Source organism: Methylobacterium sp. Leaf118 (genome assembly GCF_920984675.1).
Classification (GTDB): Bacteria; Pseudomonadota; Alphaproteobacteria; order Rhizobiales; family Beijerinckiaceae; genus Methylobacterium.
In genome coordinates this window covers 50,796-66,546 of record NZ_CAKLBV010000002.1, presented here as the reverse complement: position 1 = coordinate 66,546, position 15,751 = coordinate 50,796, and the positions used below count along the sequence as shown (strand labels likewise).

Below are 15,751 nucleotides of genomic sequence, written 5' to 3'. Positions count from 1 at the left end.
GCGGCGCGGGGCGCGGCGGCGTGGCTCGGGGCGGGACGAGAGGACGGGGGAGCGGCACGGACGCCTCGGGCGGGACGGGTGGCACGTCACCGCGGACGAGGCCTCGGCCGCCGCCTCGGGAGAGACGCACGGCCGCGACACCCGCCGGGGCACCCCGCCCGGCGCGTTCCGCGCGTGACCACGGCTGACGGCAGGTCTCCTGGCTCGCGGGTCGTCGTCCCCCATCGTCTTCCCGGGCCGGGCAGCCCAGTGACATGCGTGATGGAGGGCTTGCCGCTCACAGTTGCGGGGGCAGCCGCGGCATCGGAGCTTGGCTCCCACCGCGTTCCCTTTTGATTCCCGAAGGAAACCGTCGCATCCGTGATAGCGGGACGCCCGTCCCGGTCAATGTTGCCGGAGGACATGCCGCGGCGGCCCCCGACGGGCGCCCGCCGAGAGGAGACCGATGACGCGCGACACCGGCCCCCATGCGGTGGCCTCCCTCCTCGCTGGGGCCCTGGCCGATCCGGACACCGCCTGGAGCTTCAACAGCTTCGGCGCCCTCGCCGGGTTCGAGCGTCCTGCGGCGGAGCCGGCATGGCCCCTGTCCGACGGCCGCATGGGGCTCGTCACCGCCCGCGGCGCCATCGTCCTGACCCCGGGCGCGGAGTTGCGCCCGTTCGCGTACGAGACCGGTGTCGATGGCGGCTGGAACCACGCCGTCGCCCTGTGCCTGCCGGAGACCGCCTGCGCCATGAGCCGGCGCCGGGTCGTGACCGAACTCGGTCCCGACACGGCGGCGGCGCGGCCCGAGGACCGCCACGCCCTCCTGTTCGATCTCGGCCTCGATCTCCTGGCGATCGATGCCTGCCTGCGCGTGTCCGATCCGGAGGCGATCGCCGTCCTGCGGGCCGGTGTCGGCCGCCCGCTGTTCGACGCCGGGAACCCGATCGGGCCGAGTCTCGCGGCCCTCGCGCCCCCGCCTGGCAATCGGAGCCCGGACGCGTCGCGAGACTTATGGGGGGCCTCGGCTCTTCTGCGAGCGCCGGCCTCCCCCCGGGCCGCTGCGACCAGCCCGCACCGGGTCTTCCTCACCCGGATCGGGCGGATCGAGGTCTTCACGCCGATCCCCGAACCCGGCGCCCTCCGCGGGGAGGGACCCCACAGCCACATCCTGCCCCAGTTGCTCAAGGGCGGGCGCACCCACGCCGCCACGGCGCCGATCCCGACGGGCCTCGTGCCCTGCGGGGCGCTGCACCCGCCCCATCCCTACAAGGACCGGCTGGGGCGGCGCATCCCGTTCGATCCGGCCCGCCACGCGGCGTTCCAATCCCTGCTCGAGCGATGGGGGGATCCGGAACTGCTCGCGATCAAGCGCGTCGGCAGGCAGGGGCCCGCCAGCGCGGTCGCCCCCCGGCATGCCCGCGGGGCCCGGCGGGTGGCCGAGGCGCAGGCGCGTTACTGGAGTGGCGAGGCCGAACCGACCCTAGGGTCGCAGGCGCGGTGAGGGGCCGCGCGGCTCAGGCCGCCGCGCCGACCGTGTCGGCCATGCGGGCCCCCCGCTGCCCCAGCGGCAGTGTCGGCAGCGTGGTCGAGTCGCGCGCGGTCTGGTGCTCGATCTCGGCGTTGATCTCGCCGCCGAGCAGCACGATCGTGGCCGAGATCCAGATCCAGGTCATGAAGCCGATCACGGCGCCGAGCGAGCCATAGGTCTCGTTGTAGTTGCCGAAGCTGGAGACGTACCAAGAGAACAGGATCGAGGCGAGGAGCCAGAGCAGGCCCGCCACCACGCTGCCCGCGCCGACCCAGCGCCAGCGCGCCCGCTCCCGGCTCGGGCCGTAGCGGTAGAGCACGGCGAGCCCGCAGAGAAGGACGAGGAGCAGGGCCGGCCAGCGCGCCATGGCGATCAGCCGGGCCCCGTCGCCGAGGCCGAGGAAGTTGAACACCACCGGCAGCACGACGATCGCGGTGAGCGCCAGGATGATGAACAGCAGCGCGCCCGCCGTGAAGGTGAGCGAGCGGACGTTGAGCCAGAAGAAGTTGCGCTTCTCCTCCTCCTCGTAGACCACGTTGAGGGCGTCGAACATCGCCTTCATGGCGGCGTTGGCGCTCCACAGCGACAGCGTCAGGCTCGTGAAGAAGGTGAGCCCGAGGGTGCCCCCGCCCTTGGCGGCGATGCGCTTGACCTGTTCGCCGACGATCTCGATGGCGCCGGACGGCAGCACGCCCTGGAGCGTGGCAAGGTGCACGTTGATGGTGTTCACGTCGGCGATCAGGCCGTAGCAGCTCACCAGCGCCGCGATCGCCGGGAACAGGGAGAGCAGGCTGTAGAAGGTCACGCCGGCCGCGACCGAGAGCACCCGGTCCTTGGTGAACTCCTGGTAGACCCGCACGGCGATGTCCCACCAGCCGGGGGCGGGAATCTCGCCCGGATGCTCGGCGTGGCGGCCCCGGTCGCCCTGCGTCGCCGCGACCCAGCGGGCGGCGCGGCCCTCATGGGAATGGGCGCCGCCGGAGCCCGCCTCCTCGCGCTTCGGCGCCGGGTCCGGGAGGGCAGGGTCCGCGGCGAGCCGGCGCTTCGGCGCCGCCGCGAGCGCGACCAGGGCCATCCCGGCGAACAGGGTCCAGAGCAGGGACGCGGCGGCGGCCTCTCCGGCCGGCCGGGGGGTGGGACGGGGTGAGGACGACATCGTTTGGCGGGGGGCGGCCTGCGGCGGCGGGACTGCCCCTTCAACGTGGCGTCAGGCTTGGCCGTTCCCGAAGGGCGACGGCGGGGCCCGCTCCTCCGGCAGAGGCGCCTCGACGGTGAAGACGAGGCCGCGCGGCCGGTACTCGATCGCGGCGCTGCCGCCGAGCTCGGCGGAGAGCACCCGCTCGATCATGCGGGTGCCGAAGCCGATCCGGGCCGGCTTCTCCACCGGAGGGCCGTCGAACTCCTCCCAGCGCATCCGCAGGAGGCCGGGCGCCTCGCCCGCGCGGCGCCCCTCGACCTCCCAGTTCAGGATGACCCGGCCGGAATCGTTCGAAAGGCCGCCATACTTCGCGGCGTTGGTGGCGAGTTCGTGCAGGGCCATCACCACGGCGAGCGTGAGGCGCGGTGTCAGGCGCACCTCCGGCCCGCCGACCCGGATGCGTCCGCGCGGGGTGACCCGGAAGGGCTGCAGCGCGCTCTCCACCGCCTCGGCCAGGGTCGCGCCGACATCGCTCTCGGAGGTGAGGATGTCGTGGGCGGAGGCCAGCGAGTTGAGACGCGCGTCCAGCGTCTTCTGGGCGTCCTGGATCGAGGCCGCGTTGCGCAGGGTCTGGTGGGCGATCGACTGCACCGTGGCGATCGAGTTCTTGACCCGGTGCTTCATCTCGGCGGCCAGCAGCGTGCGCTGCTCGTCGGCCCGCTTGCGGTCGGTCACATCGAGGGAAATGCCGGCCATGGAGAGCGGCGCCCCGTCCGCCCGGTAGAAGGCCCGGCCGCGCAGTTGCACCCAGCGCACCTCGCCGCCCGGCGCGGTGACCCGGTGCTCGACGTCGTAATCCCCCCGCCGGTCGATGGCGGCGCGCATGGCCGTCTCGAGCTTGGGACGGTCCTCCGGCACCACGGCGGTCACGAGGTCCTCGAAGGTGAAGGGCTCGTCGACCGGCCGCCCGAAATTGAGCTTGCACAGGTCGGAGGCGACGAGGCGCTTGTCGCCGAGGTCGAGGCTCCAGGCCCCGAGACGCCCGGCGGCGAGCATGAAATGCAAGCGGCTCTCGCTGCGGGTCAGGTCGTCGTTGCGGCGCTCGACCTCCTGCTCCAGGGCGTCCCGGTCGCGCTGGAGCCGCACCAGCCGCTCGCGTTCCAGCGTCACGTCGAACTGCGAGGCGAAGTAGTAGGTGAGGGCCCCGTCCGCGTCGAAGACCGGCGAGATCAGGAGCCGGTTCCAGAACACCTCGCCGTTCTTCTTGTGGTTCTGGAGGTCGATCTCGATCGGCACCCGCCGCTCGATCGCGTCGCGGATGCGGGCGACATCCGCCCGGTCGGTCTTCGGTCCCTGGAGGAACCGGCAATTGTGCCCGAGGATCTCGTCGCGCTCGTAGCCGGTCAGCTTGCTGAAGGCGTCGTTGACGAAGACGATCGGGTTGTCCGGCTGGTTCGGATCCGTGATCAGCATCGGCATCCGGGTCGCCCGCACGGCCGCGGCGAAGGGGTCCGAACTCTTGGCGACGCGGTGGAGCTCCGCATCGATCCGGTCGTGCTCCTGGCGGCTGGTCACGATTGAGCTTGTCCCGACGGTTCCTCGCGGCGCCTCCACCCGGGACAGCGCTCCGCGCCCCGGACGGGGGCAGGCCCCCATAGCATCTCGCCCCGCACCATCGCATCACAGGGCCGAGAGCGCCACCACCCGCTCAGGTCTTGGACGACCCAGCGTAGAGGCCGGAATGGGACTCGCGCAGGACGTTCTTCTGCACCTTGCCCATGGCATTGCGCGGCAGCGCATCGCAGAACAGAATCCGCTTGGGACACTTGTACTTGGCCAGGCAGCCTTCGAGCGCGGCGAGCACGCCCGCCTCGTCCGGGGCGCCCTCGCCCGGCACCACCACCGCGGTGACCCCCTCGCCGAAATCCGGATGGGGCAGACCGATCACGGCCGATTCGACGATGCCGGGCAGGGCATCGATCTCGTCCTCGATCTCCTTCGGGTAGACGTTGTAGCCCCCGGTGATGATGAGGTCCCTGCCGCGCCCGACGATGTGGACGTAGCCGTCGCGATCGATCTTGCCGAGGTCGCCCGTGATGAAGAACCCGTCCACCTTGAACTCGGCCGCGGTCTTGTCCGGCATGCGCCAGTAGCCCTGGAAGACGTTGGGGCCCTTCACCTCGATCATCCCGACCTCTTCCGCGCCGAGCGGCGCGCCGGTCTCAGGATGAACGACCCGCAACGCGACGCCCGGCAGGGGGAAGCCGACCGTGCCGGGGCGGCGGGCGCCCTCGTAGGGGTTCGAGGTGTTCATGTTGGTCTCGGTCATGCCGTAGCGCTCCAGGATCGCGTGGCCGGTGGCCTGGGACCATTCCCGGTGCGTCTCGGCGAGCAGCGGCGCCGAGCCCGACACGAACAGGCGCATATGGGCGGTCGCCGCCCGGGTCAGGCCCGGCTCCTTGAGGAGCCGGGTGTAGAAGGTCGGCACCCCCATCATCGCGGTCGCCCGCGGCATCAGCGCCAGGATCGTCTTCGGATCGAGCCGGGGCAGGAACAGCATGGTGCCGCCGGTGACGAGCACGACGTTGGTGGCCACGAACAGGCCGTGGGTGTGGAAGACCGGAAGCGCGTGGATCAGCACGTCGCGGTCCGTGAAGTGCCAGTATTGCGCCAGGGTCTGGGCGTTCGAGGCGAGGTTGGCGTGACTCAGCATGGCGCCCTTGGAGCGCCCGGTCGTGCCCGAGGTGTAGAGGATCGCGGCGAGATCCTCGGGCCCGCGGGGGCGATCGGCGAACGCGTCCCCGGCGGCGTCGGCGGCGTCGGCGAGGCTGCCGCGACCGGCCCCGTCGAGGGTGTGCAGCAGCGCCACGCCGGCCCGGTCCGCGACCGGCGCGAGCTGGGCCGCACGGGCGGGATCGCAGACGAACAGGGCGGGCTCGGCGTCCCCGAGGAAATAGGCGACCTCGGGGGCCGTGTAGGCGGTGTTGAGCGGCAGGAAGACCGCGCCGGCCCGGACCGTCCCGAGATAGAGGAAGAGGACCTCCGGGCTCTTCTCCACCTGCACCGCCACCCGATCGCCCGGCCGCACCCCGAGGGCGACCAGCGCGTTCGCGTAGGCCGCGGAGCGCGCGAGCAGGTCGGCATAGGTGAAGCGCGCCTCGCCCGACGGGGTGACCGCCTCGATGAAGGTCCGGGCCGCGGGCTCCGCCGGGAGATGGGCGCGCACGAGGTCGAACAGGTGGTTGGCGGCTCGCTCGGCCATCGATCTCGTCTCCTCCCCGGTTTGCGCGCGCCGTCCGCATTGGCGCGCGGCGGCGTTCCATTCAAGCGGGAACGCGCGGGAGGGGCGGACGGACGGTGCCGGCCCCTCCCGTCAGGGGGACGCGAAGCCCGCCACGTCCCCGCATCCGCCGGCAGGCTCGCGCCCGCGCATCCCCATCGGCGATGAGGGTGCTTCATCGTCGATGGCCCCCGCGACGGCGGGGCGACGGGCATCCGCCGGAGGCACGAACATGGACCATCGGTCCTGTTTCGCGCCGCCTGGTCTCACTCGGTCGGGATGCGCCCGACCGAGCAGAGGGTCCGCAGGGCGCCCGCGCTGTCGGTGTAGCAGCTCGCCGACCAGCCGCCCTGCTGAAGGAAGGACTTGCGCCCCTCGCGCAGGGCGGTCTCGTAGGCCTTCACCAGGATCGGCTGGAGGGTCTGCGCCGGCTCGCCGATCACGAGTTCGGAGGCGACGGACAAGTCGCGGAAGAACGCGGCGGAGGGGGAGGGATCGCCGGAGGTCGCCTGCACGATCGGCTGGGCCCGGCAGGTCAGGTTGAGGCTCACGCCGCTGCCCGCCCGCAGGTCGACGCTCGGGCCGACCCGGCGCCCGGCCTTCCCCGCGCCCGTGGCCTGCGCGATCCGGGCGGCCAGGGCGTCGCACGCGTCGGCGGCGCGAAGGGGAATCGGCGCGAGCGCCGGGACGGTCAGCAGCGCGGCGAGGAGGAGGCGTCGCATGGGATCTCTGTGGGCAGGCTGTGGATACGGTGTGGATGGCGGGTGGATCGGCTCACGCCTCCTCGCCCGCCCCCGCCGCGTCGAGGCGGTCGAGCACGGCGAGCGCCAGCGGCTTGGTGATGCGGCGGCCGCGGCCGAGGGCGTCGCGGTCGAGCTCCGTCACCACCTCGCGGACGCGGGCCAGCGAGCGGTCGATGCGCAGCGCCAGGGCCTCGACCACGGAGAGATCGACGACGAGCTGCCGGTCCACGAACAATTTGACGATCACCGCCTTGAGCAGCGCGTCGTCGGGCGGCCCGATCTCGGCGCCCGAGGCGAGCCGCAGGCGCGAGCGCAGATCGGCGACCTTCAGCCCGAAATCGTCGACGGGTACCGACGCGGTGAGCAGCACCGGAAAGCGCCGCTCCCGGGCGAGGTTGAGCAGGTGGAACAGGGCCGCCTCGTCGCGCCCCTCGGCCCGGTCCACGTCCTCGACCACGAGGGCGCCGTTGGAGATCAGGTGGGCGACCCGGCCCATGTCGATCTCGGCGGCCGCCACCGTCCAGGCCTGGGCGCGGCTCGCCCAGATCGAGGCGAGGTGGCTCTTGCCGCTGCCCGGGGGGCCGCGCAGCAGGAAGACGGTGTCGGGCCAGTCGGGCCACGCCTCGATCAGGCCGTAGGCCTCCTCGTTGGAGGGGCTCACGAGAAAATCCTCCGCGCCGTAGCGGGGATCGAGCGGCAGGTCGAAGGCGAGCTGCTTCGGGGGAGCGGTGTCGCGCATGGGGACAGTCTACACCCTCTCGCGCCGCGTCCCGACAGGGGAGGGCCGGTCTTCGGACACGGCGATCGCGGGCGTCGTCAGTCGCGCACCGGCAGCGGCGGCCGGTCGGTCTCCCCGATCAGCACCGGCCCGTCGCCGCGATAGAGCCGGCTCTGCAGGTATTGCTCGATGCCGAAGCGGACGATCACGCCGATCGAGGCCGCCACCGGCACGGCGAGCAGCAGGCCGACGAAGCCGAACAGCGAGCCGAAGGCCAGGAGCGCGAACATCAGCCAGACCGGATGGAGGCCGACGGAATCGCCCACGAGCTTGGGCGAGATCACGTTGCCTTCCAGGAACTGGCCGACCAGGAACACCCCGACGGTCAGCCCGATATGGAGCCAGTCGCCGGTGGGCCACCATTGCACCAGGGCGACGCCGACGGAGAGCATGAAGCCGGTGAGCGTGCCGACATAGGGAATGAAGGTGAGAAACCCTGAGATCATCCCGATCAGCACGCCGAAATTCAGCCCGACCATGAACAGACCGATCGCGTAGAACGAGCCGAGGATGAGGCAGACGAGGCTCTGCCCGCGCACGAAGCCGGTCACGGCCCCGTCGATCTCGCCCGCGAGCCGCCGCACGGTCGGGCGGTGGCGCGGGGGGACCCAGCGGTCCAGCGCCGCGATCATCCGGTCCCAGTCGTGCAGCAGATAGAAGGCGACGACCGGCGTGACCACGAGGAGGGAGGCGATCGAGACCAGCGCCTGGCTCCCCGTCCAGAGCGATTTGAGGAAGGCCAGGAACCACGTGCCGCCCTGACCGACCAGCGTGCCGACGGAGGATTGCAGCTCGTTGACGACCTCGCTGCCGCCGACCCGCTGCAGGAGCGGCCCGGCCCGCTCGACGAGGATCGATTGCAGCCGCGAGACCATGGTCGGCAGGGCGTTGACGAGGGAGGCGACCTGCCCGGCCACCAGCGGCACCACGATGATGAGCAGCACCACGAAGCTGACCACGAAGCCCGCCAGGATGATGAGCGTGGCGGCGAGCCGCCCGACGCCGAGCCGCTCCAGCCGGTCGGCGAGGGGATCGAGCAGGTAGGCGAGGGCGAGCCCCGCCACGAAGGGCAGCATCACCTCGCGCAGCTCGTAGAGCAGGAAGACCGCGACCGCGAGGATCGAGAGCCCGATGATTGCCCGGCCGCGCATCGAGGCCCCCTTTCGTCCGTGTCCGTCGGGCGGGAAGAGTGGTCGGCGCGGCGCCGGGGTCAAGGTGGAGCTTGCGCCCGCCCCGCGATCGCCCTGACGACGATGCCGCATCGTCGATCCCTCCCGCGGCGGGGCGGCGCTCGTCCGCGGGAGGCGGGGGAGGGGACCCGCGGTGACGTCCCTATCGCTTGGTCCGACACCGCAGCATCCCGCAGGATGCTGTGTCCCGGCGCGGCGCCTTGCACGCGGGGCAGTGGCCATTCCGGCCGCGATGTGGCAGCGCATGTTCCTGAATCGGAGAGGCCGGACGGCGGGATGGCGATGACGGCGCAGGACGGGAACGGGCTCACCTACGCGCAGGCCGGCGTCGACATCGACGCGGGCAACGCGCTCGTGGAGACCATCAAGCCGCTGGTGCGCGCGACGCGCCGGCCCGGGGCGGATGCGGAGATCGGCGGCTTCGGCGGCCTGTTCGACCTCAAGGCGGCCGGCTTCAAGGACCCGATCCTGGTGGCCGCCAACGACGGCGTCGGCACCAAGGTGAAGATCGCCATCGAGACCGGGCGCCACCACACGATCGGCATCGACCTCGTGGCAATGTGCGTCAACGACATCATCGTCCAGGGCGCCGAGCCGCTGTTCTTCCTCGACTATTACGCCACCGGCAAGCTGGTGCCGGGCGTCGGCGCCGACATCGTCCGGGGCATCGCCGAGGGCTGCCGGCAGGCGGGCTGCGCGCTGATCGGCGGCGAGACCGCCGAGATGCCGGGCCTCTACGACGGGTCCGACTACGATCTCGCCGGCTTCTCGGTGGGGGCGGCCGAACGCGGGACGCTGCTGCCGCGGCCCGGCATCCTGCCCGGCGACGCGGTGCTCGGCCTGCCCGCGTCGGGCGTCCACTCGAACGGCTTCTCGCTGGTACGGCGGATCGTGGCCAAGACCGGCCTCGCCTACGACGCCGACGCGCCGTTCGCTCCGGGCCGCTCCCTCGGCGAGGCGCTGCTGGAGCCGACCCGGATCTACGTGAAGCCGCTGCTCGCCGCCCTGAAGCGCGCGGGCGGCATCCGGGCGCTCGCCCACATCACCGGCGGCGGCTTTCCCGACAACCTCCCCCGCGTCCTGCCGGACGACGTCGGCATCGCGATCGACCTCTCGGCGATCGCCGTGCCGCCGGTCTTCGGCTGGCTCGCCCGCGAGGGCGGCGTCGCGGAGGCCGAGATGCTGCGCACCTTCAACTGCGGCATCGGCATGGTGGTGATCGCCGCCGCCGACGCGGTGGATTGTGTGGCCGACGCGCTGACCGAGGCCGGCGAGGCGCCGGTCCGGCTCGGGCGCATCACCGAGCGGGGCGCCGAGCCGGTGACGTTCGAGGGGCGGCTGGCGCTGTGAGCGCCGCGGTTCCGAAGAAGCGCGTCGCGATCCTCATCTCGGGGCGCGGCTCGAACATGGTCTCGCTGATCGCGGCGGCGCGCGCGCCCGATTACCCGGCCGAAATCGTGCTCGTGCTCTCGAACCGCCCCGACGCCGCCGGGCTCGACCGCGCCCGCGAGGCCGGCATCCCGGCCTGCGCCGTCGATCACCGGGCGTTTGCCGACCGTGCCAGCTTCGACGCCGCGCTCCAGGCGGAGCTGGACGCCGCCGGGATCGAGCTGATCGTGCTCGCGGGCTTCATGCGGATCCTCACCGACGCCTTCGTGGAGGCCTGGGCGGGGCGGATGATCAACATCCACCCCTCGCTCCTGCCGCTGTTCAAGGGCACGCACACCCATCAGCGGGCGCTCGAAGCGGGCGTGCGGCTCCACGGCTGCAGCGTCCACTACGTCGTGCCGGAACTCGATGCCGGCCCGATCGTGGCGCAGGCCGCCGTGCCGGTTCTGCCCGGCGACGACGCCGACACGCTTGCGGCGCGGGTGATCGTGCAGGAGCACCGGCTCTACCCGGCGGCGCTGGCCCTGATCGCCGGCGGCGGGGCAGCCCTCGAAGGCGGCCGGGTGCGCTTCTTCACGGACCGCGCCCGCGATGCGTCGGCCGCGCTCCTCTCGCTCTGACGCGCTCGGCGCAAGCGCGCCCGCGGAACATCCGAAAACCTCAGAAGAAGATCGGCCGCGCGCTCGCCGCGTGCTCGACCAGCACCGCGCCGGTGGCCGGATCGACCTCCTTGAGCACCGCGTCGTAGCCCCAGAGATCGGCGAGGTGCTGGAGCACGCGCCGGGCATCCTCCTTCTGCAGGGTGATGCGGTTGAGCGCCTTGTGGTGGAGGATGAGCCGGCGGTCGCCCTCGAGATCGACATCGACCACCTCGATGTCCGGGTCGAGCCACGCCACGTCGTATTGCCGGGCGAACGAGCGGCGCATCTTGCGGTAGCCGCGCTCGTCGTGGATCGCCTGAACGCGCATCTCCGGCTCGTCGGGATCGTCCACCACGTGGAACAGGCGCATGTCGCGCATCAGCTTCGGGCTCAGGAACTGGGCGATGAAGCTCTCGTCGCGGTAGTTTTCCCAGCAATCGCGCAGCACCCCCATGGGATCGCCCCGACCGGCGATGTCGGGGAACCAGTCGCGATCCTCCGTGGTGGGATTCTCCACGATGCGGGCGATGTCCTGCATCATGGCAAAGCCCAAAGCGTAGGGGTTGTGGCCACCGAAGGAGCGGTCGTCGAAATTCGGCTGGCGGATGACGTTGGTGTGCGAGGTCAGGAACTCGAGATAGGCGGCCTCGCTGAGCTGCCCCTTCTGCGAGAGCGCATTCATGATCCGGTAGTGGCAATAGGTGGCGCAGCCCTCGTTCATCACCTTGGTCTGGCGCTGCGGGTAGAAATACTGCGCCACCAGCCGGACGATACGCAGGATTTCGCGCTGCCAGGGCCGCAGGCGCGGGGCCACCTTCTCGAGGAAGTAGAGGATGTTCTCCTGGGGCAGTTCGAGCAGCGCCTTGCGCCGCTCCAGGGCCGGGTCGCCCTTCTGGGCGCCGGCCTTGGCCGGCAGGGTGCGCCAGAGATCGTTGTAGATCTGCTCGCCGTGCTCCTCCCGCTCGCGCTCGCGCCGCTGCTCGCTGGCGAGGTCCGGCCGCTTCTTGCGGGGATAGCGGTGGACGCCCTGGCTCATCAGGGCGTGGGCGGCGTCCAGAACCTGCTCGACCGCCTGATGCCCGTAGCGCTCCTCGCAGCGGGCGATGTAGCTCTTGGCGAAATCGAGATAATCGAGGATGCCCTCGGCGTCGGTCCATTGCCGGAACAGATAATTGTTCTTGAAGAAGTGGTTATGGCCGAAGGCGGCGTGGGCGATCACCAGCGTCTGCATCGTCGCCGTGTTCTCCTCCATGACGTAGGAGATGCACGGATCGGAATTGATGACGATCTCGTAGGCCAAGCCCATCAGGCCGCGCCGGTAACTCGCCTCCTGCTGGGCGAAGTGCTTGCCGAAGGACCAGTGCTTGTAGAACAGCGGCATGCCGATCGAGGCATAGGCGTCGAGCATCTGTTCGGCGGTGATGATCTCGATCTGGTTCGGATACCAGGACAGGCCGAGCTCCGGCCCGGCAACCGCCTCGCAGGCGTCGTGGATGCGCCGGATCGTCTGGAAATCCCAGTCGTTGCCGGAGAATAGCAACTCGCCGGGCGGGGGCGCCGTGGACTTCGTGCGGCTCAGGCTCGCGACCATGTCGGCCCTTCTCTTCGACGCTGTCTGTCCTCCCCGCCGGGGGAGGCGTCAAGTCTGGCTCACGCCTCCGCCCGCGCATCCTTGCGGCCGAACAGCTCGCGGAAGACCGGGTAGATGTCGCGGCGGTGGTTCACCTTGCGCATGGCCAGCGGCTCGCCGGCCTTGGCCAGGGCCTCGTAGGTCCGCCACAGGGTGGTGCGGTGCTCGACGAAGCCGGCGCGGGGGCCGTTCTCGTCGCCCACCTCGAGATAGGCGAAGTGCTGGCAGGCCGGCAGGATGTGGGCGCGCAGCAGCTCCGTCGAGGTCGGCCCGTCGGACGAGACGTTGTCGCCGTCCGAGGCCTGGGCCGCGTAGATGTTCCAGTCGTCGGGCGAGTAGCGCTCGGTGATGACGCGCTTCATCTCGACCAGCGCGGAGGAGACCAGCGTGCCGCCGGTCTCGCGGGAGCCGAAGAAGGTCTCCTCGTCGACCTCCGCCGCCCGGTCGGTATGGCGGATGAAGACGATCTCGACATGCTTGTAGCGGCGCGTCAGGAAGATGTGCAGCAGGATATAGAAGCGCTTGGCCAGATCCTTCATGTGCTCGGTCATCGAGCCCGAGACATCCATCAGGCAGAACATCACGGCCTGGGCGATCGGCCGCGGATAGGGCTCGAAGCGGCGGAAGCGCAGGTCGATCGGATCGACATAGGGGATGCGCTTCGAGCGCTCGCGCAATCCGTGCAGCTGCAGCTGCAGGTCGGGCAGGCGCGGATCGTTCGCCGCCTCGGCCGCGGCGATCTCCGCCTCGACGGCCGCCACCTCCTCCAGCTTCGGGCGCTTGAGGGCGATGCGCCGGGACATGGAATTGCGCAGCGTGCGCGAGAGCGCGAGGTTGGCCGGCGAGCCCGACACCGTGTAGCCGGCCCGGCGCAGGCTCTCCGTCTCCACCACGGCGAGGCGGCGCTTGGCGAGGTCGGGCAGTTCGAGATCCTCGAGAAAGAGGTCGAGGAACTCCTCCCGGGTCAGGACGAACTGGAAGGCGTCCTCGCCGTTCTCGCCGCCGTCGCCCCCTTCTCCGGCGCCGCCCCCGCTGCCGCCGCCCGGCGGACGCTCGATGCGGTCGCCCTCCACGTAGGTCTTGTTGCCCGGCAGGATGTAGTCCTGATGCCCCGTGCCGGGCTGGCGCGAGAAGCGCGGCTCGCGCACCCCGTCGCCCGGCACGGTGATGCGCCCGTCCTTGCCGAGGTCCTTGATGTCCTTCTCGCGGGCGGATTCGCGCACCGCCCGCTGGGCGACGTCCTTGACCCGGCGCAGGAAGCGCTGGCGGTTCGGGAGGCTCTTTCCGCCTGGATTGAGCCGACGGTCGACGATGTGCATCCGGTGTCGCTCAGCGCCTGGTTTGGCGTCCCTGGTTCCGGGACAAAGGTGCGGACATGCGGCGGCGGATGCGAGAGGCGGGGGGCGGCCCGCCTCACCCCGCGCGCCTCAGCCTGCCTGCTTCACCCGCATGTACCATTCCACGAGCCGGCGGACCTGCCGCTCGGTGTAGCCCCGGGCGGTCATCCGGTCGACGAACTCGCCGTGCTTCTTCTCCGTCTCGCTGTCCTTCTTGGAGCCGAAGGAGATGACCGGCAGCAATTCCTCGACCTGCGAGAACATGCGCCGCTCGATCACCTCGCGCAGTTTTTCGTAGGAGGTCCAGGACGGATTGCGGCCGCCGTGCTGCGCCCGGGAGCGCAGCGCGAACTTCACGACCTCGTTCCGAAAATCCTTCGGATTGGCGATGCCGGCGGGCTTCTCGATCTTGGTCAGCTCCTGGTTCAGGAGTTCGCGGTTGAGGAGCTGGCCGGTCTCGGCGTCCTTGAAGTCCTGATCCTCGATCCACGCATCGGCGTAATCGATGTAGCGGTCGAACAGGTTCTGACCGTAATCGTGATAGGATTCCAGATAGGCCTTCTGGATCTCGTGGCCGATGAACTCCGCGTAGCGCGGGGCGAGTTCGGTCTTGATGAACTCCATGTAGCGCTTCTCGGTCTCCGGCGGCAGCTGTTCGCGCCGGATCGCCTGTTCGAGCACGTACATCAGGTGGACCGGATCGGCCGAGATCTCGGTGGTGTCGTGGTTGAAGGTCGCGGCCAGCACCTTGAAGGCGAAGCGGGTCGAGATCCCGTCCATGCCCTCGTCGACGCCGCCGGTATCCTTGTATTCCTGCATCGAGCGGGCGCGGGGATCGACCTCGCGCAAGCTCTCGCCGTCATAGACCCGCATCTTCGAGAACAGGTTGGAATTGGCGTGCTCGCGCAGGCGCGACAGCACCGAGACGCGGGCCAGCATCTCCAGCGTGCCCGGGGCGCAGGCCGCCGTGGACAGCTCGGAGCCCGAAATCAGCTTCTCGTAGATGCGCTGCTCCTCCGTGACCCGGAGGCAGTAGGGCACCTTGATGACGTAGATCCGGTCGATGAAGGCTTCGTTGTTCTTGTTGGTCTTGAACGACTGCCACTCGGCCTCGTTCGAGTGCGCCAGGATCACGCCCGTGAAGGGGATCGCGCCGATATTCTCGGTGCCGACATAGTTGCCCTCCTGCGTCGCGGTGAGCAGCGGATGCAGCATCTTGATCGGCGCCTTGAACATCTCGACGAATTCGAGAACGCCCTGGTTCGCCCGGTTGAGGCCGCCGGAGTAGCTGTAGGCATCGGGGTCGGCCTGGGACAGCGTCTCGAGCCGGCGGATATCGACCTTGCCGACCAGCGAGGAGATATCCTGGTTGTTCTCGTCGCCCGGCTCGGTCTTGGCGATGGCGATCTGGCGCAGGCGCGAGGGCCGCACCTTGATCACCTTGAAGCGGGAGATGTCGCCGTCGAACTCGTCCAGGCGCTTGAGGGCCCAGGGGCTCATCAGGCCGGTCAGACGCCGGCGCGGGATGCCGAAGCGCTCCTCGATCTCCCGGCCCATGACCTCGGGATCGAACAGGCCGAGCGGGCTCTCGAAGACGGGAGAAACCTCGTCGCCCGCCTTGAGCACGTAGACCGGATGGACCTCCATCAGCGCCTTGAGGCGCTCGGCGAGCGACGACTTGCCGCCGCCGACGGGGCCGAGGAGGTAGAGGATCTGCTTGCGCTCCTCCAGCCCCTGCGCGGCGTGGCGGAAGAACGAGACGATCCGCTCGATCGTCTCCTCCATCCCGTAGAACTCGGAGAAGGCTGGGTAGACCCGGATCGTGCGGTTCATGAACACGCGGCCGAGGCGGGCATCCTTGGCGGTGTCCACCATCTCCGGTTTGCCGATCGCGTCGAGAATGCGCTCGGCCGCGGAGGCGTACATCAGCGGAGTGTCGCGGCAGGCTTCCAAATACTCGGAGAGGGTCATCTCCGTGTCGCGGCGCGCCTCATAGCCGCGAGCGAAGCTCTGGAACAGGTCGTTCGTCGAGTGCAGCGGCATTCGAACACCCCCTTCGGCTGATGACAGCTTCATCCTGTCTCGGCTCGGATGCAACTGACATTGCGGGTT

At 70.4% G+C, this 15,751-nt stretch carries 12 protein-coding genes and 1 riboswitch; of the genes, 3 read left to right on the top strand and 9 right to left on the bottom strand.

Annotated elements, in window-relative coordinates:
- Nucleotides 1-172 precede the first annotated feature (172 nt).
- Nucleotides 173-369, bottom strand: a riboswitch (cobalamin riboswitch).
- A 76-nt stretch (nt 370-445) separates the two neighbouring features.
- Nucleotides 446-1,486, top strand: coding sequence for a DUF6925 family protein (locus LW587_RS01450; protein WP_232627828.1), 1,041 nt, complete (start codon nt 446-448; stop codon nt 1,484-1,486).
- A 13-nt stretch (nt 1,487-1,499) separates the two neighbouring features.
- Here the strand turns inward: LW587_RS01450 and LW587_RS01445 are convergent, their stop codons facing one another.
- From LW587_RS01445 to LW587_RS01420, 6 genes are all read right to left on the bottom strand, one after another.
- Nucleotides 1,500-2,669 (bottom strand): YihY/virulence factor BrkB family protein, encoded by a 1,170-nt coding sequence (locus LW587_RS01445; protein ID WP_232627827.1) that lies wholly within the window; start codon nt 2,667-2,669, stop codon nt 1,500-1,502.
- Between the two features lie 51 nt (nt 2,670-2,720).
- Complete coding sequence (locus LW587_RS01440; RefSeq protein ID WP_232627826.1) at nt 2,721-4,226, bottom strand: HWE histidine kinase domain-containing protein; 1,506 nt, start codon at nt 4,224-4,226, stop codon at nt 2,721-2,723.
- 133 nt (nt 4,227-4,359) lie between these two features.
- A complete protein-coding gene (locus LW587_RS01435) occupies nt 4,360-5,913 on the bottom strand; it encodes a malonate--CoA ligase (RefSeq protein WP_232627825.1) in 1,554 nt (517 codons plus the stop codon).
- A gap of 284 nt (nt 5,914-6,197) precedes the next feature.
- Nucleotides 6,198-6,653 carry a hypothetical protein gene (locus LW587_RS01430; protein WP_232627824.1) on the bottom strand — a complete coding sequence of 152 codons (456 nt, stop codon included), beginning with the start codon at nt 6,651-6,653 and terminating at the stop codon, nt 6,198-6,200.
- A gap of 52 nt (nt 6,654-6,705) precedes the next feature.
- Nucleotides 6,706-7,413: a hypothetical protein gene (locus tag LW587_RS01425; protein WP_232627823.1), complete on the bottom strand. Its 708-nt coding sequence runs from the start codon at nt 7,411-7,413 to the stop codon at nt 6,706-6,708.
- Between the two features lie 77 nt (nt 7,414-7,490).
- Nucleotides 7,491-8,603: an AI-2E family transporter gene (locus LW587_RS01420; protein ID WP_232627822.1), complete on the bottom strand. Its 1,113-nt coding sequence runs from the start codon at nt 8,601-8,603 to the stop codon at nt 7,491-7,493.
- A 321-nt stretch (nt 8,604-8,924) separates the two neighbouring features.
- Here LW587_RS01420 and purM point away from each other — a divergent pair, with 321 nt between their 5' ends.
- Together purM and purN are read left to right on the top strand one after the other, a co-directional pair.
- A complete protein-coding gene (purM, locus tag LW587_RS01415) occupies nt 8,925-9,992 on the top strand; it encodes a phosphoribosylformylglycinamidine cyclo-ligase (RefSeq protein WP_232627927.1) in 1,068 nt (355 codons plus the stop codon).
- Nucleotides 9,989-10,651 (top strand): phosphoribosylglycinamide formyltransferase, encoded by a 663-nt coding sequence (gene purN, locus LW587_RS01410; RefSeq protein WP_232627821.1) that lies wholly within the window; start codon nt 9,989-9,991, stop codon nt 10,649-10,651. The genes purM and purN overlap by 4 nt, the downstream gene beginning before the upstream one ends.
- A 40-nt stretch (nt 10,652-10,691) precedes the next feature.
- On the opposite strand, the gene LW587_RS01405 is transcribed toward purN, so the two are convergent.
- From LW587_RS01405 to LW587_RS01395, 3 genes are all read right to left on the bottom strand, one after another.
- On the bottom strand, nt 10,692-12,263 hold the full coding sequence (locus LW587_RS01405) for a SpoVR family protein (RefSeq protein WP_232627820.1): 1,572 nt from the start codon (nt 12,261-12,263) through the stop codon (nt 10,692-10,694).
- A gap of 59 nt (nt 12,264-12,322) precedes the next feature.
- A complete protein-coding gene (locus LW587_RS01400) occupies nt 12,323-13,621 on the bottom strand; it encodes a YeaH/YhbH family protein (RefSeq protein WP_232627819.1) in 1,299 nt (432 codons plus the stop codon).
- Nucleotides 13,622-13,729: 108 nt separating this feature from the next.
- Nucleotides 13,730-15,682 (bottom strand): PrkA family serine protein kinase, encoded by a 1,953-nt coding sequence (locus LW587_RS01395; protein WP_232627818.1) that lies wholly within the window; start codon nt 15,680-15,682, stop codon nt 13,730-13,732.
- Nucleotides 15,683-15,751: the final 69 nt, after the last annotated feature.